Origin of the sequence: Streptomyces globosus (assembly GCF_003325375.1) — a bacterium.
In the GTDB taxonomy this organism is placed as follows: Bacteria; Actinomycetota; Actinomycetes; order Streptomycetales; family Streptomycetaceae; genus Streptomyces; species Streptomyces globosus_A.
In genome coordinates this window covers 4,559,974-4,582,048 of record NZ_CP030862.1, presented here as the reverse complement: position 1 = coordinate 4,582,048, position 22,075 = coordinate 4,559,974, and the positions used below count along the sequence as shown (strand labels likewise).

Below are 22,075 nucleotides of genomic sequence, written 5' to 3'. Positions count from 1 at the left end.
GATGCACGGGCGCCCGCATGGGTCCAGCCTGCGCCTCCCGGCACCGCTGCTGCCACTCGTCGCGCCCCGCCGCCCCGCTCCCCGGACGACCCTCTGGGAGGCCGACCACCATGAGCACCGGCCAAGCCGACGCACCCCTCCCGCCCCGGCCCCTGCCCGACCCGGCCGCGGACGACCCGCCCGGCCACGGCCCCCTCCTCTCCCGGGCCGAATTCGACGGGCTCTTCGACTCCGTACGCACCTGGGGACGCTGGACCCCCGCCGGCCGCGGCGCGTGGAACCGCGTCACCCCCGACCACGTGCGGCGGGCCGCCGCCCTGGTCCGCTCCGGGCGGACCGTCCCCCTCGGCCTGCCCTGGGACACCCGGCCCGGCCCCGACAACGGCCGACCGGCCCTCCACCACATGACCGACCTCGGCGACGTCGAGCCCGCCGAGCCCGCCACCCACAAGGACTTCCTCGCCGCCGACTACCACGGCAAGGCGGTCACCCACCTCGACGCCCTCTCCCACGTCGCCTACCGCGGAGAGCTCTACGGCGGGACGCCCGCCCGCGACGCCGTCGGCGCGGGCGGGGCCCGCTTCGGCTCGGTCGCGGACCTCGGCGCCCTCTTCACCCGGGGCGTGCTGCTCGACCTCCCCGCCGCCCTCGGCGTGCACTGGCTCGAACCGGGCCACACCCTCCACGCCCGCGACCTCCTCGACGCGGAGCGGCTCCTCGGCGCCACCCTCGACGAGGGCTGCGCCCTCCTGCTGCGGACCGGCCGCTTCCGGCGCCGCGGCGAGACCGGCCCCTGGGACTCCGGCACGGCCAGCGCCGGCCTCCACCCGGACGCAGTGCCGCTGCTCGCCGAGCGCGGCATCAGCCTGCTCGGCGCCGACGGGGACAGCGACGTCCGCCCCTCGCCGGTCGCCGGCGTCCACTCGCCCGTGCACGCCCTGGCCGTCGCCGCCATGGGGGTCCCGCTGCTCGACAACCTCGACCTGGAACAGCTCTCCACGGCCTGCGCCGAGGCGCAGCGGTACGAGTTCGCGCTGGTCGTGGCGCCGCTGATGGTGCCCGGGGGCACCGGGTCGCCCGTCTGCCCGGTGGCCGTGCTCTGACGGCCGCCGACCCGGCACGACCGGACAAAAGGGATATATTCTGGCCATTTAGCGGGGTATCCGTTCTCGCCGCACCGGTGAGAGGGAAGTGGTGCAGATGGGCGTCGCGGGAGAGCCGATCAGCCCCGTACGCTCCCGTGAGCGGTTCCTTCTGGGCGAGCCGGTCGAGTCGGGCGTACGGAGCCCGATCCTGCACTCCTGGGAGCGGTGCCGGCTCCTCGGCCTCTCCCCGGACCAGACCGAACTCCCGTACCGCGACGACTTCGACCCCGACAGCCGGCTCGTCCGCGCCGCCGAGCCCGTCCTCGACCAGCTCGCCGCCCGCTTCGCCGGCAGCCGGATGAACGTCTCCCTCGCCGACGCGGCCGGGACCGTCCTCCAGCGACGCTTCGGCGAACCCGGACTCGCCCGCAGCCTGCCGCCCATCCAGACCGTGCCCGGCTTCGTCTTCGCCGAGCGCTTCGCGGGCACCAACGGCATCGGCCTCGCCCTCGCCGAACGCCGCCTGGTCCAGGTCTACGGCGCCGAGCACTTCGCGGAGCGCTCCCAGTCGAACGCATGCTGCGCCGCCCCCGTCCGCAACCAGCTCAACGGACTGGTGGAGGGCGTCCTCTGCTTCGGCTACCCGCGCAGCGACGAGGACCCGGAGCTGACCGCCCTGATCCGGCGCGCTGCCCACGCCGTCGAGCGCCGGCTCACGGAGCAGACCTCGCTGCGGGAGCGCGCCCTCCTCCGGAGCTACCTCGACGCGCGGGCGCGCGCCCACGCGGACGGACGGCCTGCCGGAGCCGACGGGGCGTTCCCGCACGCCGTCCCCCACCCGGCGGCCGAACCCCCCGGCGCCCTGCTGGACCCGCGCGACGAGTCCGTCCTGAAGGAGCGGGCTGCCGAGCTGATCTCCTCGACCCAGCGGGCGGCCGTCGAGGTCATCCTCCTCCACGGCCGCCGGGCCACCCTCCTCAGCCGCCCCGTCACCAGCGGCACCGGGATCGAGGGCATCGCCGTCGAGGCTGTCCTCACCGACGGCGAACCGCCCGCCCGCCACGCCATGGCGCTCTCCACGGTGGGGGCGGCGCCCGCCGCCACCCCGGCCCCGCCCGCAGCGGCCGCACCTCCGGCCCCACACCCCCCGCCCGGCCCGCTCGCCGCACCCGCCGCGGGCCGCAACGGCGCCGGGCCCGACCGCGACCACCCCGGCGGCGCCTCCCCCCGGCTCGTGCTCGTCGGCGAACCGGAAGTCGGCCGGTACGCCCTCGCCGCCCGCCGCCGCCTGGAACTCCTGGCGGAGGCCGGCACCCGGATCGGCACCACCCTCGACGTCCACCGCACCGCCCGCGAGCTCGCCGAGGCCGCCGTCCCGGGCCTCGCCGACTACGTCACCGTCGACATACCCGAAGCCGTCCTGCGCGGCGAGGAGCCCTCGGACGCCCCCGGCACCGTCCGGCGCACCGTCGTCCACGGCATCCGCGACGACCACCCCTTCCGCCCCGAGGGCAGCCCCGTCGAGCTGCGACCCGGCACGCCCCACCTGCGCTGCCTGGCCGACGGCAAGCCCGTCGTCGAGCCCGACCTCGCCGCCGGCGGATGGCTCGCCCGCGGACCGGACCGCGCCGCCGCCGTCGGCGGCCACCCCGTGCACTCCCTCGTCGCCGCCCCGCTGATCGCCCGAGGCGGCCTCCTCGGCGTGGCCGCCTTCTACCGCTCCGAGGACCCCGCCCCCTTCGCCGACGACGACGCCTGGCTCGCCCGCGAACTCTGCGCCCGCGCCGCCCTGTGCATGGACAACGCCCGCCAGTACACCCGCGAGCACACCCTGGCCCTCGCCCTCCAGCGCAGCCTGCTCCCGCACCGCCTCCCGGACCAGGGCGCCGTCGAGGTGGCCCACCGCTACCTGCCCGCCGAATCCGGGGTGGGCGGCGACTGGTTCGACGTCATCCCCCTCTCCGGCACCCGCGTCGCCCTCCTCGTCGGGGACGTCGTCGGCCACGGGCTGCACGCCGCCGCCACCATGGGCCGGCTGCGCACCGCCGCCCGCAACTTCGCCGAACTCGAACTCGCCCCGGACGAGCTGCTCACCCACCTCGACAACCTCCTGGTCCGCCTGGACCGGGAAGAGGGCGGCGAGAGCGACACGGGCAGCACCGGCATCGTCGGAGCCACCTGCCTGTACGTCATCTACGACCCCACCACCCGCGAATGCACCATGGCCCGGGCCGGCCACCTCCCGCCCGCCGTGGTCCGCCCCGACGGCTCCGTCGACTTCCCCGAACTGCCCGCCGGACCCCCGCTCGGCCTGGGCGGACTGCCGTTCGAGACAGCCGGGATCGACCTGCCCGAAGGCAGCACCCTCGTCCTCTACACCGACGGACTCGTCGAGGACCGCCACCGCGACATCGACGCCGCCCTCGAAGACCTGCGCCGCGCCCTCGCCCACCCCGGCCGCACCCCCGAGGACACCTGCCGCTCCGTCATCGACGCCGTCGCACCCGAGCACCCCGAGGACGACATCGCCCTGCTCGCCGCACGCATCCACACCCTGCCCGCCGAGCGGATCGCCGCCTGGGACGTCCCGGCGGACCCGGCCTGCGTCGGCGAGATCAGGGCCGCCGCCACCCGCACGCTCGCCGCATGGGGCCTGGAGGAGCCGGCGTTCGCCGTCGAGCTGCTGCTCAGCGAACTCGTCACCAACGCCGTCCGCTACGGCGGCGAGCCCATCCAGGTCCGTATGATCCACGACCGCACCCTGATCTGCGAGGTCTCCGACGGCAGCAGCACCGCCCCCCACCTGCGCCGCGCCGCCGGCACGGACGAAGGCGGGCGCGGCCTGTTCCTCGTCGCGCAGGTCTCCCAGGCCTGGGGCACCCGCTACACCCCCCGCGGCAAGGTGATCTGGGCCGAGTGCGCCCTGGACGCCGCGTGAGCCCGCCCGCCTGAGCCGGGCCGGCGCAGGCACCCGCCCGCCCACTGGCCCATTGGGGCCACAGTACGGGGCGACATGTCGGATACAGGTGGATGATTACCAGTAGCATCCGGATCACGAACCCGCCAGGCGGCCCCGGAGACGTCCGTGCATGACCCGTCCGACACCCCGAACAGCCCGCCCCGGCCCCCCGCCGACCCGCCGCTCGTCCGGATACGCGGCCTCGGCAAGCGGTTCGGCGGCACCGTCGCCCTGGACGGCGTGAACCTCGACCTCCACGGCGGCAGCGTCCTCGCCCTGCTCGGCCCCAACGGAGCAGGCAAGTCCACCCTCATCAAGATCCTCGCCGGGATCCACCACGCCGACGAGGGGGAGGCGACGGTCGCCGGGCACCCGCTCGGCTCCGCGGCCGCCTCCGCCCGGATGGCCTTCATCCACCAGGATCCCGGCCTCGTCGAGTGGATGACCGTCGCCGAGAACATCGCGCTCGGCACCGGCTACCCGCGCCGGCACGGCCTCATCTCCTGGCGCCGCACCCGGGACCGCTGCGCCGACGCACTGCGGTTCGTCTCCGGCCACCTCGACCCCGGCGCCCCCGTCGCCGGCCTCGCCCCCGCCGAGCGCTCGCTCGTCGCCATCGCCCGCGCCCTGGCCCGCCACAGCGAACTGATCGTCCTCGACGAGCCCACCGCCACCCTCCCCGCCGCCGACTGCACGCACCTCTTCGAGGTCCTGCACTCCCTGAGAGACCGCGGCCACGGCATCCTGTACGTCAGCCACCGCCTCGACGAGGTGTACCGGGTGGCCGACACCTTCGCCGTGCTCCGCGACGGCCGCGTCGCCAGCCACGGCCCCCTCGCCCCCTACAGCCCCGCCCGCCTCGTCCACGACATCGCCGGCAGCGCACCGGACGCCCTGCGCCGGCCCCGCCGCCCCGCCGCTGCCGCGGTCGCCGCCCCGCCGCCCGTCCTCGCCCTGGAGGACGCCGCCACCGAGCGCACCGGCCCCGTCAGCCTCGAACTCCACGCCGGGGACGTCCTCGGGCTCGTCGGCCTCACCGGCGCCGGGCACATGCACCTCGGCCGCGCCCTCGCCGGAGCCCTCCCGCTCCTCGGCGGCCGGGCCCTGCTCGCCGGCCGCCCCCACCGGCCCCGCTCCGTCGCCGAAGCCGTCGCCGCCGGGGTCGGATTCGTCGCCGGAAACCGCCAGCAGGAGGGCTGCGCCGCCGACCTGACCGTCCGGGAGAACCTCCTCGCCAACCCGCGCGCCAACGGCGTCCCCGCCTGGCACTGGACCGGCGGCCGGCGTGAACGCGCCGAGGCCGCCGCCCTGATCCGCCGGTTCGCGGTGCGCCCGCCCGACAGCGAGGTGCCCATCGCCACCCTCTCCGGCGGCAACCAGCAGAAAGTCGTCGTCGGCCGCTGGCTGCACGGACGGCAGCGCCTGCTGGTCCTGGAGGAGCCCACCGCGAGCGTGGACGTCGGAGCCAAGGCCGCCGTCCACCGGCTCCTCGACGACGCCCTCGACGCGGGCCTCGCCGTGCTCCTCGTCTCCAGCGACTTCGAGGAGGTCGCCGACCTCTGCGGGCGCGCCCTCGTCTTCGTCCGCGGGAGGGTCTCCGCCGAGCTCTCCGGCGCCTCCCTCACCGCCGCCGAACTCACCCGCACCGCCTCCGCCATGCCCGCCATCACCGGAAGCACGACCGACCGGTGACCGCCGCCCCCGCCCGACGCCCCCCGCGGGGCCACCGCGCCGCGCACCTCCTCGGCAGCTACGGCCTGCCCGTCCTCACCGTCGCCCTGTTCCTGCTCTTCTCCGCCGCCCTGCCCGAGACCTTCCCCACCCGGGACAACGTCTCCTCCATCCTCTCCAACCAGTCCATCCCCGCCCTCCTCGCGCTCGGCGCGACCCTGCCCATCGCCGCCGGCCGGTTCGACCTCTCCATCGGCTACGGCCTGGGCCTCGCCCACGTCCTCGTCATGCACCTCATCGTCACCGCCGGCTGGCCCTGGCAGGCAGCCTGCCTCGCCGTCGTCGTCGGCGGAGCGCTGGCCGGCGCCCTCAACGGCATCGTCGTCGAGTACGGCCGCATCAACTCCTTCATCGCCACCCTCGGCACCGGCAGCTGCATGTACGCCCTCACCGGCATGATCACCGACGGCAGCCGCATCGTCCCCGGCCCCCAAGGCCTCCCGCCCGCCTTCACCGGCCTCTACGACGCGACGTTCCTCGGCCTGCCGGTCCCCGCCTACTGCGTCCTCGCCACCGCCGCTGCCCTGTGGGTGCTCCTCGAACGGCTGCCGCTCGGCCGCTACCTGTACGTCATCGGCTCCAACCCCCGCGCCGCCGAAGCCATCGGCATCCCCGTCCGCCGCCACTCCGTCCACGCCTTCACCGGATCCGGGCTGGTCGTCGGCGTCGCCGGCGTCCTCCTCGCCGCCCAGCAGCAGACCGGCAACCCGAGCGTCGGCCTCGACTACCTGCTGCCCGCCTTCGTCGGCGTCCTGCTCGGCTCCACCACGATCCGGCCCGGCCGCGCCAACGCCCTCGGCACGCTCGTCGCCGTCGCCCTCCTCGCCGTCGGCCTCGCCGGGATCGGCCAGCTCGGCGCCCAGTTCTGGGCCACCCCCCTCTTCAACGGCGGAACGCTCCTGCTGGCCGTCGGCCTCGCCGGATACACCGCCCGCAGGCGCCTGCGCGCCCGGCCGGCCACCGGGACCGGGCCCGGCGGCCGGGACACACCGGCCGCCGACCGCCCCGCCTCTTAGGGCCTGTACCCGGCCCGCCGCCCGACCCGTACCAGGAGCACTGTGCACCCCCACCGCAAGACGGCCCTCGCGGCCGCAGCCCTGTCGGCGGCGCTCGCCGCCGCCGCGGGCTGCGGCGGCGGCCCCGCCGGCGGCCCGGCCGACCGCACCGCCACCGCCGCGACGGGCGCCGGCGGCTGCCCCGGCGTCCAGCGCGCGGCGGCGGAGGCCGTACGGCGCGCCGAGCGCACCGACACCGCCTGGGACGGCCCCACCACCGGCCCCCGCGCCGTCCCCGGCAAGACCCTCGTGTACGTCGCGCAGACCATGACCAACCCCGGCGTCGCCGGCGTCGCGGCCGGCGTGAGGCAGGCCGCCGCGGCGATCGGCTGGCAGGTCCGGGTCATCGACGGCGAGGGCACCCCGGCCGGCATCCAGGCCGCACTCAGCCAGGCGGTCACCTTGAAGCCCTCCGGCATCGCCATCGGGGGCTTCGACCCGCGCCTGACCTCCCAGCAGCTCGCCCGGGCCGAGGCGGCGGGCATCCCGCTCGTCGGCTGGCACGCGGTGGCCGCGCCCGGCCCCAGCACCGACCCCGAGCTCTTCACCAACATCACCACCGACGTGGAGGACGTCGCCCGGATCAGCGCGGACTGGGTCATCGCCGGCTCCGGCGGCCGCGCCGGCGTCGTCCTCTTCACGGACGACTCGATCCCGTTCGCCCGGAACAAGGCCGGGCTGATCAGGCGGCGGCTCGCCGCCTGCGCCGGCGTGCGGCTGCTGTCGTACGAGAACATCCCCATCCCGGACGCCAGCCGGCGCACCCCGCAGGAGGTCTCCTCCCTGCTGTCCCGCCTCGGCGACGACTGGACGTACTCGGTCGCCATCAACGACCTGTACTTCGCCGACGCCGCCCCGGCGTTCCGCGCCGCCGGCCGCCCCGGCTCCGGGCCGCCGCTCAACATCGGGGCCGGCGACGGCGACCCGTCCGCCTTCCAGCGCATCAACGCCCGCCGGTACCAGGCCGCCACGGTGCCCGAGCCGCTCACCCAGCAGGGCTGGCAGATCGTCGACGAGTTCAACCGCGCCTTCGCGGGCCGCCCCGCCAGCGGGTACGTCGCCCCGGTCCACGTCGTCACGGCGGCCAACAGCGGCGGCGCCACCTCCTGGGACCCCCCGGGCTACCGCCCCGCCTACGAGCGGATCTGGCGGGGCCTCCCGCCCGGTTAGCCCGGGCGCGGCCGGCCACCGCTGCGGCGACTGCCCGGGCGTGCGGTCCCGCCCCCTCGCCTCCCGATCGGATGCCCGGCCCGCCGGCCTCGGCCTCCGGCAGATTGCCGCATCCGGCACGGGGCGGCCCGCCCGGGGCCCCGCCGCTCGGCCGGCCCTCCTCCCACCAGGCGGCAAGGGCCGTTCGGCCCACGCCGTACCCGAGCGGCCCCTGTCCCCGCCCGCCTCGCAGAGGGCAGGCTGGAGACGAAGCCGGAAACATCGCGCTTCGCGGCGAAGGAGCGACCGACGCCACCGGCAGGCTGCGGCCGAGCCGCTTGCCCGCTCCACGACAGCCCGCTCCACGGCGGTGGCGCCTGCTGCGGGCCGTCCCGCGGTGGCTTGTCTGCGCCATGTGGCGTAGGGCGTGGTCCATCAGTCGGCCAGTCCCGTCATGGTGGTCCTCTGGGTCGACATCGACAATCACGCCTCCCGGAGGTGACCCCGTGTCCGAACGAACACCGGATCCGCCGTCCATCACGTCGTGGGTGGCCGATGCGACGACCGCGCCGTCCATGCACAACGCCCAGCCCTGGCTCTTCCGCCATACGCAGGCGGACGGTGTGCTGACCATGCGAATGGACCCCGCCCGTGCGATGCCGCACACCGACCCCTCCACCCGCGGACTGCACATCGGATGCGGGGCAGCCCTGTTCAACCTGCGCGTCGCTGCGGCACGCGCGGGATGGGAGCCGGACATCCGGCTGCTGCCGGATCCCGCCGATCCCGAGACGCTCGCCGTGATCACCTTCGCCCCCTCCGACGGGGACGACGACCTCGCCGGCCTGTACCCGGCCCTGCGCAGGCGGCACACGAGCAGGGAGCCGTTCACCGGCGAGGGCGTTCCCGAGGAGGTGCTCGACGGGCTGCGCGGCGCCGCCCTGGCGGAGGGCGCACGCCTCGACGTGGCGGGCGCATGGCAGGTGGAGGCATTGCTCGACCTCGTGCGGGACGCGGAGCGCGCCGAGGAGCTCGCGCCCGGCGTACGCGAGGAGATCGCCCGGTGGACGACCGGCTCGCCCGCCGAGCGCCCGGAAGGCATCCCGGCCGAGTCCCTCGGACCCGGCCGATACGACGGCCGTGCGCCGGTGCGCGACTTCACCGCCGGCCGGCGCGTCGAGGGCCACCGGTCCGCGGTGTTCGAGCAAACGCCCTGCCTGGCAGTCCTCGGCACGCGCGATGACGGACGCGAGGACTGGCTGCGCGCCGGACAGGCCATGGAGCGGGTGCTGCTGCAGGCGACGCTCGACGGGCTGGCCACGTCCCTCAACTCCCAGGCCCTCGAATGGCCGCAGCTGCGCTGGGCAGTCCGCGATCCCTCCTCGACGGCCGGCCATCCGCAGATGCTCATCCGGCTCGGCTACGGTCCTGAGGTCCCGGCGACCCCTCGTCGGCCGGTGTCGGAGGTACTCGTCCTCGCCTGAGGCTCCGCCGGCCGGCTCCGTCGCCGGTCGCGGACGGCGATGCGGCGCCCGGTCGCCCGGCCGGGCGACCACCGCGGTCCACAGCGTGTCCGCAGGGCGTCAGCGGCTGTCACCGCCTTCGGCCGGCGGCAGGGCGGCGCGTCCGGCTTCCAGGCGGGCGACGGGCACCCGGAAGGGCGAGCACGAGACGTAGTCCAGGCCGGCGTCGTGGAAGAAGCGGACGGAATCCGGGTCTCCGCCGTGCTCCCCGCACACCCCGATCTTCAGTTCCGGCCGTGCGGCGCGCCCTTCGGCCACCGCGATCCTGACGAGTCGGCCCACGCCTTCGCGGTCGATCGTCTCGAACGGGGAGGTCGGGAAGACGCCCTTGTCGAGGTAGGCGGAGAAGAACGCCGCCTCGACGTCGTCGCGGGAGAAGCCCCAGGTGGTCTGCGTGAGGTCGTTCGTGCCGAAGGAGAAGAAGTCCGCGTCCTGCGCGATACGGTCTGCGGTGAGGGCGGCTCGCGGCAGCTCGATCATCGTGCCGACCGGGCAGTCCACGGCGATGCCGCTCCCGGCGGAGACGCGCTTCAGCACCCTCGCCACTTCCTCCCGCACCAGCCGCAGCTCCTCCACGGCGCCGACCAGCGGCACCATGATCTCGGCCCGGGGATCCCCGCCGGCCCGCTTGCGCGCCACGACCGCCTCGGCGACGGCGCGCACCTGCATGGCCACGAGACCGGGCACCACCAGCCCGAGCCGTACGCCGCGCAGGCCCAGCATCGGGTTCTCCTCGTGCATTCGGGCGACCGCCGCCAGCAGTTCGGCTTCGCGGGGCTCGGGCTGCTGCCCCAGCGCGTCCCGCCGTGCGGCGCGTACGGACAGCTCCGTCAGGTCGGGCAGGAACTCGTGCAGGGGCGGATCCAGCAGCCGGATGGTCACGGGCAGCCCGTCCATCGCTTCCAGGATGCCGATGAAGTCCTGGCGCTGGAGAGGCAGGAGGGCGTTCAGGGCCGACTCCCGCTCCGTGTCGTCGCGCGCCAGGATCATCGCTTCGACCAGGGGCCGGCGGTCGCCGAGGAACATGTGCTCGGTGCGGCACAGTCCGATGCCCTGGGCCCCGAAGCGCCGGGCGCGGGCGGCGTCCTCGGGGGTGTCCGCGTTGGCCCTGACCTCCATGCGCCGGGCGCTGTCGGCCTCGCCCATGAGGCGGTGCACGTCGCGTACGACCTGCGGTGCCGAATCGGCCGGAGGCTGCCCGCCCTCCTCGAAGTACCGCATCACCGGGGAGTCGGCGAGAGGCATGGCGCCCTGGAACACCAGGCCCTCGGACCCATCCACGGAGATGACGGTGCCCTCCCGCACCGTGGCCGCGGGCGTCGAGAAGAGCCGCCCGTCCGGGTCGACGGCGATGCCCTCGGCTCCGCACACGCAGACCTTGCCCATGCCCCTGGCGACGACGGCCGCATGGCTCGTCTTCCCGCCGCGGCTGGTGAGCACGGCCTCGGCGGCGATCATGCCGGGCAGGTCGTCGGGGGTGGTCTCCTGCCGTACGAGGACGACCTTCTCCCCGGCGGCGGAGCGGCGGACCGCTTCGGCGGAGTCGAAGACGGCCGCGCCGACGGCGGCCCCGGGAGAGGCGGGAATGCCCCGCGCCAGCACCTCGCGGGTGCCGGAGGTGTCGAAGCGGGGGAACATCAGCCGGGCCAGACCGTGACCGCCGACCCGGGCCAGCGCCTCTTCCGGGGAGATCAGCCCCTCGTCGGCCAACTGCCCGGCGATGGCGAAGGCGGCCTGCGGGGTGCGCTTGCCGACACGGGTCTGCAGCATCCACAGCGTGCCGCGTTCGATGGTGAACTCGATGTCGCACAGGTCCCGGTAGTGGGCCTCCAACCGCTGAACGCAGTCGCGCAGCCGGACGAACGAGGCGGGGTCGAGGTTCTCCAGCTGCTGGAGGGGAACGGTGTTGCGGATGCCGGCGACGACGTCCTCGCCCTGGGCGTTCTGCAGGTAGTCGCCGTAGACGCCGGGCTGCCCGGTGGCCGGGTCGCGGGTGAAGGCCACTCCGCTGCCCGAGTCGGGGCCGAGGTTGCCGAACACCATGGTCTGGATGTTGACGGCGGTGCCCAGGTCGTCGGGGATGTGCTCGCGGCGCCGGTAGATCCGGGCCCGTTCGCCGTTCCACGAGGTGAAGACGGCCAGGACGGCCCGCTGCAGCTGTTCGGCCGGGTCCTGGGGGAACTCCTGTCCGGTCTCCTCCAGGATCAGGTCCTGGTACGTCTCGACCAGCCTGATCAGGTCGCAGGTGTCCAGGCGGGTGTCGTCGGCGGCGCGGTGCTGCTTCTTGATCCCGGCGAGGACCGCCTCGAACCGGGCGCTGGGCACCCCCATGACCGTGCTGCCGAACATCTGCACCAGGCGTCGGTAGGAGTCCCAGGCGAAGCGCTCCCGGTCGGGGGTCCTGCCCAGGCCGAGCACGGACAGGTCGTTGAGGCCGATGTCCAGGATGGTCTCCATCATGCCCGGCATGGAGAACCGGGCTCCGGAGCGGACGGAGAGCAGCAGCGGGTCGTCGACCTGGCCGAGACGCCGGCCTGCCGCGCGTTCGAGCGCGGCGAGGTGCTCCGCCACCTGGCCCTCCAGCTCCGGCGGGGGTTCACCGGTCGCGAGGAAGACCCGGCAGGCATCCGTGGTGACGGTGAAGCCGGGCGGTACGGGCAGACCCATGCCGGCCATCTCCGCGAGGTTCGCGCCCTTGCCGCCCAGCAGGTCGGCCATGTCCCGGCCGCCCTCGGCGAAGTCGTACACGTACTTCGGCTCCATGACACCGTTCTCTCGCTTGATGGCCGGCGGACCCGGGCCGGTGCAGGCCGATGGCTTCAGGCTGGCATCCGGCCGGTCGGGGCCGCAGGGCTGCAGGGGGCAAGGCGCGGGGCCAAAGGTCCCTCCGGGCCGGCCTCGGGCGATCGGGTCCGGGCAGGGAGCAGGAGCCCTCACAAGCGGAGGATGACCAGGGCTGTGTCGTCGGTGACGCCGGCGGGGGCGGCGAGGTCGGTCAGCAGGGCGTCGGCGACGGTGTCGGGGTCGGCCGCGCGGTGGCGTGAGAGGGCGTCGGCGAGCCGGGCGAGGCCGGCGTCGATGTCCTCGCGGCGACGTTCGACGAGGCCGTCGGTGTACAGGGCGAGGATCGAGCCGCTGGTGAACGCGGTACGGGCCTGGGGCCGGGGTGCGTGGTCGGGCCGGGCGCCGAGCGGGGGGTCGGTGGCCTCGTCCAGGAAGGTGACGGTGCCGCCGGGGTGGCAGAGCACGGGAGGGAGATGGCCCGCGCTGCTGTAGGTGAGGGTGCTGCTGTGCCAGTCGATGAAGACGGACACGGCGGTGGCGGACTCGGCACCGTCGACACTGCGGGCGTACAGGCCGAGGACCTCCAGGGCCTGGGCAGGACCGTCCGCGACGCGGGAGGCCGCGGACAGGGCGCTGCGGAGCTGGCCCATGACGCCGGCCGCGCGCAGGCCGTGGCCCACCACGTCGCCGACCGCGACGGCGGCGCGGTCGCCGCCGGGCAGGTCGACCAGGTCGTACCAGTCCCCGCACACGTTCAGCGCCCCTGCGGCCGGCCGGTAGCGGACGGCTGCCCGGTGGCGGCCGAGCGGACGGGGCGTGGGCAGCATCGCTTCCTGGAGGTGCAGGGCCACCTCGCGTTCATGGGAGTGGGCCTGACGCAGGCGTTCGTTGACCTCCTGGAGTTCCCGGGCACGGGTGTAGAGCTCGGCTTCCAGCACCTGGGAGCGGTCCGTGCCGGTGCGCGCGCCGCGGGCCCGGATGAGTTCGGTGACCTCCTCCACGCGGTGCAGCAGCAGCGCGACGGTGCCGTCGGGGGAGAGGACGGGGACGTTGACCGGGCTCCAGTACCGCTCCTGCCACACCCCGGGACGCTCGGAGTCCTCCACGTCGTAGCGCTGCAAGGCCATGGCGTCGCGTTCTCCGGTGGCAGCGACCCGCTCCAGGGAGGCGCGCAGGTTCCGCATGCCGGACGCGGAGGGATCGGAGGGGTTGTCGGGGAAGACGTCGAACAGGTAGCGGCCGACCACCTGCTCGCGCGTGCGCCCCGACACGGCCAGGAACGCCTCGTTGACGTCCGCGTACACCAGCTCGGGGGTCAGGAGGGCGGCCGCGCCGGGCAGGGCCTGGAAGACCGCCTCATAGTCGATCCCGGGTCCGCTCACCGTCCACCTGCCCGTAGTGCCGGCCATGACCTGCTTCTACGGTAGGCGCGCCCGGCCCGCGGCGGCGGTCATGGCGCGTCCTTGGAGCGCGGTCCGCGGCGGCCGGCTGCGGACCGCGGGGCCGCGGGGGCGGCGGAGGGCTTGCCGGTTTCGCCAGCGGTGCCTTCCCCGACGGGCTGCTGCGCGGTGTCGGCGGGCCGGCCGCGGGTGGCGATCAGGGACCAGGCGATGGAGACGGTGATGGTGGCGGCGATGACGCCGAGGGTGAGGGGGATGGGGAGCTTGCCGACGGGGGTCTCGGACAGGATGAGCTTGACGCCGGCGAAGACGAGGAGGACCGCGAGGCCGTAGTGGAGGTAGGCGAAGCGGCGCAGGAGTCCGGCGAGGCAGAAGTACAGGCTGCGCAGGCCGAGGACGGCGAAGGCGTTGGCGGTCCACACCAGGAACGTGTTGGTGGTGATCGCGAGGACGGCGGCGACGGAGTCGATCGCGAAGATCAGGTCGGTGGCCTCGATCGCGACGAGGGCGACGAACAGCAAGGTCGCCACGCGGCGCCCGTTGACGCGGATGAAGAACCTGTCGCCGTGGAACCCGGGGTCCGTGGGGATGAGCTTCCTGACCAGGCGGACGACGGGGTTGCGGTCGGGGTGGACTTCCTCGTCCTTGGAGACGGCCATCTTGTAGCCGGTCCAGATCAGGAAGGCGCCGAAGAGGTAGGCGGTCCAGAAGAACACCTCGAGGAGCTCGGCGCCGATGAAGATGAACACGAGCCGGGCCGCGAGGGCGCCGAGGACGCCCCAGAAGAGGATCTTGTGCTGGTAGGCGTCGGGGACGGCGAAGAAGGAGAAGACCAGGGCGAAGACGAAGACGTTGTCGATCGACAGGGCCTTCTCGATCAGGTAGCCGGCGTAGTACGTGGAGGACACCTCGCTGCCCTGCCAGGCCCAGAGGACGAGACCGAAGCCGAGGCCGATGGCGATCCAGACGCTGCTCCAGACCGCCGCCTCCTTGAAGCCGATGACGTGGTTGTCGCGGTGGGCGACCAGGTCCACGGCCAGCATCACGCAGATGCCGACGGTGACCGCGGCCCACACCCACAGGGGGACGGTGAACGCCAGGTCGCTCATCGCGGAACGCTTCCTCTCCGGACGGCGGGGGTGTTGGCCGGGCGGGGTGCCGGACCGGACGGACGCAGGGGCGCCCAGGCGGGGGCGACCGCGTGGACGGTGGGGCCGCCGCGCAGGGCGGCGGCCTCGACCAGCGTGTGCGCACCGAGCCCGTGCGGGCCGCGGCGGGCGGCCACCACGTCCGTGGCCCGGTGGCGGGCGGCGAGGGCGAGCAGGCCCTTCGCCGCCGCCAGCCTCGACCCGCCGCCCCCGGGGAGGTGGAAGGCCTCGGGGATGTAGCCCAGGTGGAGCGGGCCGACCCTCGGCATGACCCGGGCGAGGACCGCCCGCACCGGCGCGGAGGCCGGCCCGCGGCTGCAGTGCTTCGCCTGCGGGGGCAGCACGGCGATCAACAGCAGGGGGGCGCGGCGGGCCAGCGCGATACGGGCAGCCGCCTCGGCCACCGCCACGTCGTCGATGCGGTCGCCCAGCACCGCCGCCACCGGCTGGCCCAGGCCCGCGAGGCCGGGGCGGGGGACGTCGTCGCGTGAGGAGTGGGAGAACAGTCGGGTCACGGCGCTACCCGCCTTCCTTAATGCGGAGGAATCACCTCAAAGGTCCCCCGTGAGACCGACACCCGTCAACAGTTACGCGAAAAGATTTTCGCTAATAACGGTTCGCCGGAAAGGTGGATAGACGAAACGAAGTTCGTAGGATGGGGGTCATGGGCAGCTCATCGGCACGTGGCGACCAGTGGACGTTCCTCACCAACCACGCACGGGTGCTGCTGTGGATCGCCCGCGACCAGGACGTCCGGCTGCGCGACATCGCCGCCGGCATCGGCATCACCGAACGCGCGGTCCAGATCATCGTCGCCGACCTGGAAGCCGCCGGCTACCTGACCCGTACCCGGGTGGGCCGCCGCAACCGCTACACCGTCGACGACAGCGTCGCCCTGCGCCACCCGGCCGAGGCCGGCCACCCTGTCGGAGACCTCCTCGGTGCCTTCCTCCACCGCGAGGACGCCCCGGACCCCGCGCTCGCACGACCCGACGCGGCCGCCGCACCGTGACCGGGCAACCGCTGCCGCCGGGCGCGTTCAGTCGTGGGCCACGACCGCGACGGGCGCCGGGCAGTGGTGCAGGACCGCGTGCGTGACCGGCCCGATGTGGGTGCCGATCCGTGCCCGGCGGACCTTGCGGCCGACCACGACGAGCCGGGCGCCGTGCGACAGCGCCGTCAGGTCCTGCGCCGGCCGGCCCTGGCGGATGTCGCGCACCACCGCGACATCCGGGAACTTCCCGGACCAGGGGGCCAGCGCTTCGTCGAGCGCCCGTCGTGCGTCATCGGCGATGCCCGTCGTGAGGAGCGGCAGTCCGCCGGCCATGTCGGGACCGTAGAGCGCGGGAACGGCCCACCGGTGCACCACGCGCAGTCCGCAGCCGTACCGGTCGGCCGCGGCAAAGCCGAAGGCGAGCAGCTCGTCGCCGGGGGCGGACACGTCCAAACCGACCACCACGTCCCCCGTGCGGTCGTGCCCGGGTTCCAGCGGGTCGTGCGGGCGGACGAGGACGACGGGTTGCCGCGTGCGGGCGAGCACGGCCAGGGAGACCGACCCGGCGAGGAATCCGGCCAGGCCGCCCAGCCCGCGCGAGCCGAGCACCAGCAGTTCCGCCTCCCCGGCAGCACGGCACAGCTCCTCCACGGGGTCGCCGGCCACCCACGTCGCCTCGACGTCCAGGCCCGGGTGGCGGCGCCGCAGCCGCCGTTCGGTGAGGGCGAGCGTGCGCTCGCCCCATCCGCGTGCCGTCGCCGGGTCGACCACCCGGGTACGCGGATCCTCGGCGATGTCCCAGGCGCGGAGCAGCCGCAGCGGAACGGCACGACGCAGTGCCTCCTGGGCGGCCCACTGCGCGGCGGCGAGGCTTTCCGGGGATCCGTCGAGGCCGACGGTGACCGTAAGGGACATGGAGACTCCGTTCGTCTGGCGGCCGGGACGGCCGGGACGCGGCACACGCGGGCCGGTCCTCCAGGCTCCCGGGGGAGCCGGCCGTCCGGCACTCGGGGCGCCCATCCGGGCGGGCCGCCCCTTCACGCTGATCGGCCGGGGCGGTCCGCGCAGGGGGCCGGAGGTCCCGGTCCCGGGGCCGGTGGACCTGTGCCGCGGCCGGCGGACCCGGTGCCGTGGCCGAACGGCCGCCAGTCAGGGCCGATGGGCCCTCGGCGGACCGCCGCCTCTCCCGGATGCTGAGACCAGAGGACGGGCGGCCGAGGCGGCCAGACCCGTCGAACCGTATGGAGGCATCCCCATGACCAGCGTCATCACCGTAGGAGTGGACGGTTCCGCGGAAAGCCTGGCGGCGGCCGACTGGGCGGCACGCGAAGCCGCACTGCGCGGCATGCCGCTGCGTATCGTGCACGCCTGGCTCTGGCAGCCGCTGGAGGTCCCCGTCGTCCAGGACAGGGAGACGCAGGCCGCGTCCGCCCGCACCGTGCTCCGCGAGGCCGAGACACACGTCGCCGGCCGACACCCGGATCTCGCGGTCACCGCCGAAGTGGTCGAGGACACCGCGGTCGCCGCCCTGCTGAGGGAGGCCGAAGCGTCCGAGATGCTGGTGCTGGGCTCACGGGGACACGGGGCGCTCGTCGGCTTCCTCCTCGGCTCCTACGGTCAGCAGGTGATCGCCGCCGCCAAGCGGCCCGTCGTCTCCGTGCGCGCCCGTGGCGGGCAGATGCAGGCGGAGGGCGGCGACATCGTCGTGGGCCAGCAGGGGTCGCCGGAGGACAGCGGCGCCGTGCTCGGCTTCGCCTTCGAGGAGGCCGCCGCACGCGGCGCGGGCCTGCGTGCGGTACGGGCCTGGAGCCTGCCGTCGGTCTTCGCCTACAGCCCCGGCTCGATGCGCCTGGTGGACGAGGCCGGAGGGCTCGAACCCTTCGAGAAGAAGGCGCTCGCCGAAGCGCTCGCCCCGTGGCGGAAGCGGTTCCCGGACGTGCCGGTGACCGAGCACGTCGAGATCGGCAGCGCGGGACAGGTACTGCTCTCGGCCGTGTCCGGCGCCCGGCTGCTCGTCGTCGGCCGGCGGACGCGCCGTACGCCCGTCGGTCCCCGCATCGGATCGGTCGCCCACGCCGCACTGCACCACGCCCCCTGCCCCGTCGCGGTCGTACCGCACGACTGACCGCCGGGGCCCGAGGCCGGTCGGGGGGACGGCGGGCGGCCCGGCGGCTGTGTCCGCCGGGCCCGTGGGTTCCCCGTACATGCGCCGGGGTGGCAGGCGTCGGCCCCTGCCCGACGCCGCGGGGCATCGGGCAGGGGCTGCGCCGCCGGCCGGCAGCCGTGTGAGGGCGGCCGGCGTCAGTTCCGCTGCTGCCGGCCCTCGCGCCCGGCCGGACCACCCTGGTCGTCGTGCCAGGCCAGGGCCTGCGTGGCGATGACGGCGGCCTGTACGCGGCGTTCCACGCCCAGCTTGGCCAGCAGCCGGGAGATGTTGTTCTTGACCGTCTTCTCCGCGAGGTACAGCCGCTTGCCGATCTCCCGGTTCGTCAGACCTTCTCCCACCAGAGCGAGGATCTCCCGCTCCCGCTCCGTCAGGCTGGGCAGCCCCGGCGGCTGCTCCTCCCGGGGCGATCCGCCCCGCAGCCGGGCCATCACCCGGGCCGTGGCGCCGGGGTCGAGCATGGACTGGCCGGAAGCGACCGTGCGCACCGCGGTGACCAGGTCCGTGCCGGTGATCTGCTTGAGGACGTAGCCGGACGCGCCGGCCATGATCGCGTCGAGCAGGGCCTCCTCGTCGTCGAAGGACGTCAACATCAGACAGGCCAGGTCGGGCATGCGCGAGCGCAGCTCCCGGCACACGCTCACTCCGTCCCCGTCCGGCAGGCGCACGTCGAGGACGGCGACCTGAGGGCGCAGTGCGGGCACCCGCACCAGTGCCTGCTCGGCCGTGCCCGCCTCCCCGACCACGGTCAGGTCCGGTTCGGCGTCCAACAGATCGTGCACACCGCGACGCACCACCTCATGGTCGTCGAGAAGGAAGACCCTGACCGGTTCCTTCTCGCCGAGGCCGCCGCTGCTGTCCGTCATCGCACACTCCGTGTTCGCCGAATCCTCCGCCCCCAGGGGCTCCCCACGCATCCTGCCGTGCCGGCGGGACCACCGCCCAGGGCCGGATGGCCCTCATCCCGCGGCCGAGCCGGGCCGGCACGGCTGAAAGGTCCGTTCGGCCCTACTGGCGCACCGTGCGACGAGAGACGCTGGCCGACGGCGGCGAGGTCGCCCGGGACCGGACGGGAGCGGAGGGTGGGCACGATGGAGGAGGAAGCCGCGCACACCGCGGTGGACGACCACCGTGAGGCGGTGGCGCCCCGGCGGATGGGAGAACTCGGCCGTGCCGAGGCCCTGCGGCTGCTCGGCAGCGTCTCGCTCGGGCGCATCGTCTTCACGCATCAGGCCCTGCCGGCCGTCCGCCCGGTCAACCACCTCATGGACGGCGAGGACATCATCGTCCGGCTGCACGACGGCGCCGCGCTCGCCTCGATCGTGGCGCCCACCCAGGCGACCGGTGTCGTGGTGGCCTACGAGGCGGACGTCATCGACCCCGAGAGCCACACCGGCTGGAGCGTGGTGGTCACCGGATACGCCCAGCGGATCACCGACGCCGGGGAGCTGGCGCGCTTCGCGGCCCGGCTGCGCCCGTGGGTGGAACACCCGGCGATGGACTCCGCGTTGCGCATCCGGCCGGACCTGGTGACCGGCCTGCGGCTCACCGTGTAGGGCCGGCCGGCCACTCCGGACGACTGCGGCCTGCGACGGCGGACGTCCCGCCGCGCCCGCGTACCTGCTCCGCGGCGGCCCCGGAAACGCCGGCGGGGCCGCGGACATTGCCGCCGGCCCCGCCCCTCACCGGAGCGGACGTGCGCCGTCAGTCGCGCCGAAGGTCACTCACGGGGGCCGGCGGTGAGGGGCGCGCGCCACACAAGTCGGCTGCCGCCCTGGTCCGGGCACCCGATCTCCAGGGTGCCGCCCACGCTGCGGGCCCGTTCCTCCAGGTTGCCCAGGCCGCTGCGCCTGCCGTGGGCGGGGATTCCGCGGCCGTTGTCCGTCACGGTGAGGACGACCTCGTCGGAGGTGGCCTGCAGGGCGACCTCGACCCGCGTGGCGTGGGCGTGGCGGGCGGCATTGCTGAGCATCTCGGTCAGGGCCGCCGTGACGTGGTCGGCCACCTGCGGGGGTACGTCGGTGTCGAGCAGCCCCTCCATGCTCAGGCGGGGCGGGAACCCGAGGGTGGTCGCCGTCTCGCCCACGGTACGGGCCACCCGTGCGCGCAGGCTGGGCCCGGTGTCCTCCTCGCGGGCACGCAGGCCGAAGATCGTAGAGCGGATGATCTTGATGGTCTCGTCGAGGTCGCCCACGGCGCGCGAGACGCGTTCCGCGGCGCCCTCGTGCTGGACGAGCCGTGCGGCGCTCTGCAGGGTCATGCCGGTCGCGAACAGCCGCTGGATGGCCAGGTCGTGCAGGTCGCGGGCGATGCGGTCGCGGTCCTCCAGGAGCGCGAGCTGCTCGGCGTCGCTGCGGCGTTCGGCCAGCTCCAGCGCGAGTGCGGCCTGCCCGGCGAAACCCAGCAGCGGCTCCAGCTCCGCTTCGGTGAAGGCCGGCTCCCCGTGGCGCCTGGCCAGCAGCAGCACGCCCCGGGTGTCCTTGGCGGCCGTGCCCAGGGGGACGGCGACCGCAGGGCCCAGGCCGTCGAAGCGGCGCGGTCCGGCCGTGTAGCGGTCGTCCTCCGCGAGACCGACGGTGGTCACAGGCGCACCGGCCTGGTAGGCGGCGCCGGAGAGGGTGCCTTCGACCGGTACCACCAGACCGCGCCGCGTCTCGTCATCGACGCCGAGGGCCAGCTCGACGACGAGGTCGTCCGTCCCGGGGACGGGCACGGACACGTCGGCGAGCGCCGCCCCCGTGATCTCCTGGGCGCGGCGGGCGATCAGCGCCAGGACCGCGAGCCGGGGATTGCCGGAGAGCAGGCTGTTGGTGATCTCCGAACCGGCCCGGAGCCAACGCTGCTGGCGCTGCGACGCCTCGTACAGCCGGGCGTTGTCGATGGCGACGCCGGCGGCGACGGAGAGGGTGGAGATCACCGACTCGTCCTCGGCGTCGAAGTCCATGCCGCCGTTCTTGTCGGTCAGGTACAGGTTGCCGAAGACCTCTTCACGGACGCGGATCGGCACGCCCAGGAACGTACGCATCGGCGGGTGGTGGGCCGGGAAGCCGTAGGAGGCGTCGTGGGCGCCGAGGTCCGTCAGGCGGAGCGGCTCCGGGTGCCGGATGAGCTCGCCGAGGATGCCGTGCCCGGCCGGCAGCGGCCCGATCCTGGCGATCTCCTCCTCCGTCAGCCCGACGGTGAGGAACTGCGACAGCGTGCGGCCGTCCGGGCCGATCACCCCCAGCGCCCCGTACCGGGCGTCGACGAGCAGGGCGGCAGCTTCCACGATCCGCCGCAGCACCTGCGAAAGGTCCAGTTCGCGGCCGACCGAGACGACCGCCTCCAGCAGGCTGTGCACCCGGTCACGGGTACCGCGCGCGGCGTTGATACGCGCCTGAAGCTCCTCCAGCAGCTCGTCGAGCCGCATCTGAGGCATCCGCGACAACGGCTCCTCCACGCCCACTGGGCCTCCTCCGCCGATCACCCGCAGTACCGGGACAGCCTATCGGCCGTGCGGGTGGCCCGGAGTGCCAGATCACGGGTCGCGGCCGGGGCGCACTGGTCCTCGGACGTGTTCGGCGCTTGCGGGGGAAGGGCCGTGGCGAAGGCCGTCTCGCCGATGCCCAGGTCACGCAACGACGGCTCGATGTGCTGGTCGCCGGTCGCCGGTCGCCGGTCGCCGGTCGCCCGGGCAACGGCGTCTTCTGGATGCGGAGGGGCAGGGGGCCGCAGGGCCGCTCTCGTCCCTTCGGCCCGGCGCCGGGCGGAACCCGCGGCGGCAGCCGGGCGAACGGGGCTGCGCCGGTGCCGTCGGGCCCTCTTCCGCCGGGCTCCGAGCGGCCCGGCAGGTCAGAGCGGCACGGGGGCCGAACGGCCCGCGGCAGAGGTCCTGACCGGTTCTGTTCCCCCGCCCCTCCAGCGGCCATGCTGGTGGCGACGCCAGGCAGGAGGAGCGAGGTCCTGCACGGCAGCGCCAAGGCCCGCACCGTCTTCGGCAGGTGGAGCGCCCCCGCGGCCCCGGCAGCCGCACCGGCGCCCCGATGCCCCGACGGCGGGGAAGCGAGGAGCGGAGGTGCGCCGGGACCGAAGGGTCCTGCCGCG

At 74.8% G+C, this 22,075-nt stretch carries 16 protein-coding genes; 9 read left to right on the top strand and 7 right to left on the bottom strand.

The genetic code is table 11. The annotated features are described in order from the left end of the window. Window positions 1-110 precede the first annotated feature (110 nt). The 6 genes from C0216_RS20235 (at window position 111) to C0216_RS20210 (ending at window position 9,463) form a co-directional block, all read left to right on the top strand. The gene (locus C0216_RS20235) at window positions 111-1,103 is read left to right on the top strand and encodes a cyclase family protein (RefSeq protein ID WP_114056650.1); all 993 of its coding nucleotides are present in this window, start codon (window positions 111-113) and stop codon (window positions 1,101-1,103) included. A gap of 97 nt (window positions 1,104-1,200) precedes the next feature. After that, window positions 1,201-4,023: a SpoIIE family protein phosphatase gene (locus tag C0216_RS20230; RefSeq protein ID WP_114056649.1), complete on the top strand. Its 2,823-nt coding sequence runs from the start codon at window positions 1,201-1,203 to the stop codon at window positions 4,021-4,023. A 147-nt stretch (window positions 4,024-4,170) separates the two neighbouring features. Further along, entirely contained in the window at window positions 4,171-5,736 is a 1,566-nt protein-coding gene (locus C0216_RS20225) for a sugar ABC transporter ATP-binding protein (protein WP_114056648.1), read from the top strand. Further along, window positions 5,733-6,791, top strand: coding sequence for an ABC transporter permease (locus tag C0216_RS20220; RefSeq protein ID WP_114056647.1), 1,059 nt, complete (start codon window positions 5,733-5,735; stop codon window positions 6,789-6,791). The genes C0216_RS20225 and C0216_RS20220 overlap by 4 nt, the downstream gene beginning before the upstream one ends. 42 nt (window positions 6,792-6,833) lie before the next feature. Continuing rightward, complete coding sequence (locus tag C0216_RS20215) at window positions 6,834-8,000, top strand: substrate-binding domain-containing protein (RefSeq protein ID WP_114056646.1); 1,167 nt, start codon at window positions 6,834-6,836, stop codon at window positions 7,998-8,000. Between the two features lie 485 nt (window positions 8,001-8,485). Further along, the gene (locus tag C0216_RS20210) at window positions 8,486-9,463 is read left to right on the top strand and encodes an Acg family FMN-binding oxidoreductase (protein WP_114056645.1); all 978 of its coding nucleotides are present in this window, start codon (window positions 8,486-8,488) and stop codon (window positions 9,461-9,463) included. 99 nt (window positions 9,464-9,562) lie between these two features. Here the strand turns inward: C0216_RS20210 and ppdK are convergent, their stop codons facing one another. The 4 genes from ppdK to C0216_RS20190 form a co-directional block, all read right to left on the bottom strand. Then, window positions 9,563-12,265, bottom strand: a complete 2,703-nt coding sequence (gene ppdK / locus C0216_RS20205) for a pyruvate, phosphate dikinase (RefSeq protein WP_114056644.1) — start codon at window positions 12,263-12,265, stop codon at window positions 9,563-9,565. A gap of 170 nt (window positions 12,266-12,435) precedes the next feature. Further along, the gene (locus tag C0216_RS20200; protein WP_114056643.1) at window positions 12,436-13,695 is read right to left on the bottom strand and encodes a PP2C family protein-serine/threonine phosphatase; all 1,260 of its coding nucleotides are present in this window, start codon (window positions 13,693-13,695) and stop codon (window positions 12,436-12,438) included. A gap of 41 nt (window positions 13,696-13,736) precedes the next feature. After that, entirely contained in the window at window positions 13,737-14,795 is a 1,059-nt protein-coding gene (locus C0216_RS20195) for a TerC family protein (RefSeq protein ID WP_114056642.1), read from the bottom strand. After that, the gene (locus C0216_RS20190; RefSeq protein ID WP_174250427.1) at window positions 14,792-15,349 is read right to left on the bottom strand and encodes a universal stress protein; all 558 of its coding nucleotides are present in this window, start codon (window positions 15,347-15,349) and stop codon (window positions 14,792-14,794) included. The genes C0216_RS20195 and C0216_RS20190 overlap by 4 nt, the downstream gene beginning before the upstream one ends. 149 nt (window positions 15,350-15,498) lie before the next feature. Here C0216_RS20190 and C0216_RS20185 point away from each other — a divergent pair, with 149 nt between their 5' ends. Beyond that, window positions 15,499-15,846: a helix-turn-helix transcriptional regulator gene (locus C0216_RS20185; RefSeq protein ID WP_114056641.1), complete on the top strand. Its 348-nt coding sequence runs from the start codon at window positions 15,499-15,501 to the stop codon at window positions 15,844-15,846. A 27-nt stretch (window positions 15,847-15,873) separates the two neighbouring features. Here the strand turns inward: C0216_RS20185 and C0216_RS20180 are convergent, their stop codons facing one another. Then, window positions 15,874-16,743 (bottom strand): universal stress protein, encoded by an 870-nt coding sequence (locus C0216_RS20180; RefSeq protein WP_114056640.1) that lies wholly within the window; start codon window positions 16,741-16,743, stop codon window positions 15,874-15,876. A 340-nt stretch (window positions 16,744-17,083) separates the two neighbouring features. Here C0216_RS20180 and C0216_RS20175 point away from each other — a divergent pair, with 340 nt between their 5' ends. Continuing rightward, complete coding sequence (locus C0216_RS20175) at window positions 17,084-17,953, top strand: universal stress protein (protein WP_114056639.1); 870 nt, start codon at window positions 17,084-17,086, stop codon at window positions 17,951-17,953. 176 nt (window positions 17,954-18,129) lie between these two features. Here the strand turns inward: C0216_RS20175 and C0216_RS20170 are convergent, their stop codons facing one another. Beyond that, window positions 18,130-18,858 (bottom strand): response regulator, encoded by a 729-nt coding sequence (locus C0216_RS20170; protein WP_114056638.1) that lies wholly within the window; start codon window positions 18,856-18,858, stop codon window positions 18,130-18,132. 225 nt (window positions 18,859-19,083) lie between these two features. Between C0216_RS20170 and C0216_RS20165 the strand changes: the two genes are divergently transcribed. Then, window positions 19,084-19,548, top strand: coding sequence for a pyridoxamine 5'-phosphate oxidase family protein (locus C0216_RS20165; RefSeq protein WP_114056637.1), 465 nt, complete (start codon window positions 19,084-19,086; stop codon window positions 19,546-19,548). 164 nt (window positions 19,549-19,712) lie between these two features. Here C0216_RS20165 and C0216_RS20160 read toward each other — a convergent pair whose 3' ends face one another. Then, a complete protein-coding gene (locus C0216_RS20160; RefSeq protein ID WP_428985444.1) occupies window positions 19,713-21,410 on the bottom strand; it encodes a GAF domain-containing protein in 1,698 nt (565 codons plus the stop codon). Window positions 21,411-22,075 lie beyond the last annotated feature (665 nt).

What these genes read in the sequence shown, in the direction of transcription:
- C0216_RS20195 (WP_114056642.1), bottom strand. Translation starts at nt 14,795, where the DNA reads ATGAGCGACCTGGCGTTCACCGTCCCCCTGTGGGTGTGGGCCGCGGTC.
- C0216_RS20180 (WP_114056640.1), bottom strand. Translation starts at nt 16,743, where the DNA reads ATGTCCCTTACGGTCACCGTCGGCCTCGACGGATCCCCGGAAAGCCTC.
- ppdK (WP_114056644.1), bottom strand. Translation starts at nt 12,265, where the DNA reads ATGGAGCCGAAGTACGTGTACGACTTCGCCGAGGGCGGCCGGGACATG.
- C0216_RS20235 (WP_114056650.1), top strand. Translation starts at nt 111, where the DNA reads ATGAGCACCGGCCAAGCCGACGCACCCCTCCCGCCCCGGCCCCTGCCC.
- C0216_RS20185 (WP_114056641.1), top strand. Translation starts at nt 15,499, where the DNA reads ATGGGCAGCTCATCGGCACGTGGCGACCAGTGGACGTTCCTCACCAAC.
- C0216_RS20170 (WP_114056638.1), bottom strand. Translation starts at nt 18,858, where the DNA reads ATGACGGACAGCAGCGGCGGCCTCGGCGAGAAGGAACCGGTCAGGGTC.
- C0216_RS20200 (WP_114056643.1), bottom strand. Translation starts at nt 13,695, where the DNA reads ATGGCCGGCACTACGGGCAGGTGGACGGTGAGCGGACCCGGGATCGAC.
- C0216_RS20175 (WP_114056639.1), top strand. Translation starts at nt 17,084, where the DNA reads ATGACCAGCGTCATCACCGTAGGAGTGGACGGTTCCGCGGAAAGCCTG.
- C0216_RS20230 (WP_114056649.1), top strand. Translation starts at nt 1,201, where the DNA reads ATGGGCGTCGCGGGAGAGCCGATCAGCCCCGTACGCTCCCGTGAGCGG.
- C0216_RS20165 (WP_114056637.1), top strand. Translation starts at nt 19,084, where the DNA reads ATGGAGGAGGAAGCCGCGCACACCGCGGTGGACGACCACCGTGAGGCG.
- C0216_RS20160 (WP_428985444.1), bottom strand. Translation starts at nt 21,410, where the DNA reads ATGCCTCAGATGCGGCTCGACGAGCTGCTGGAGGAGCTTCAGGCGCGT.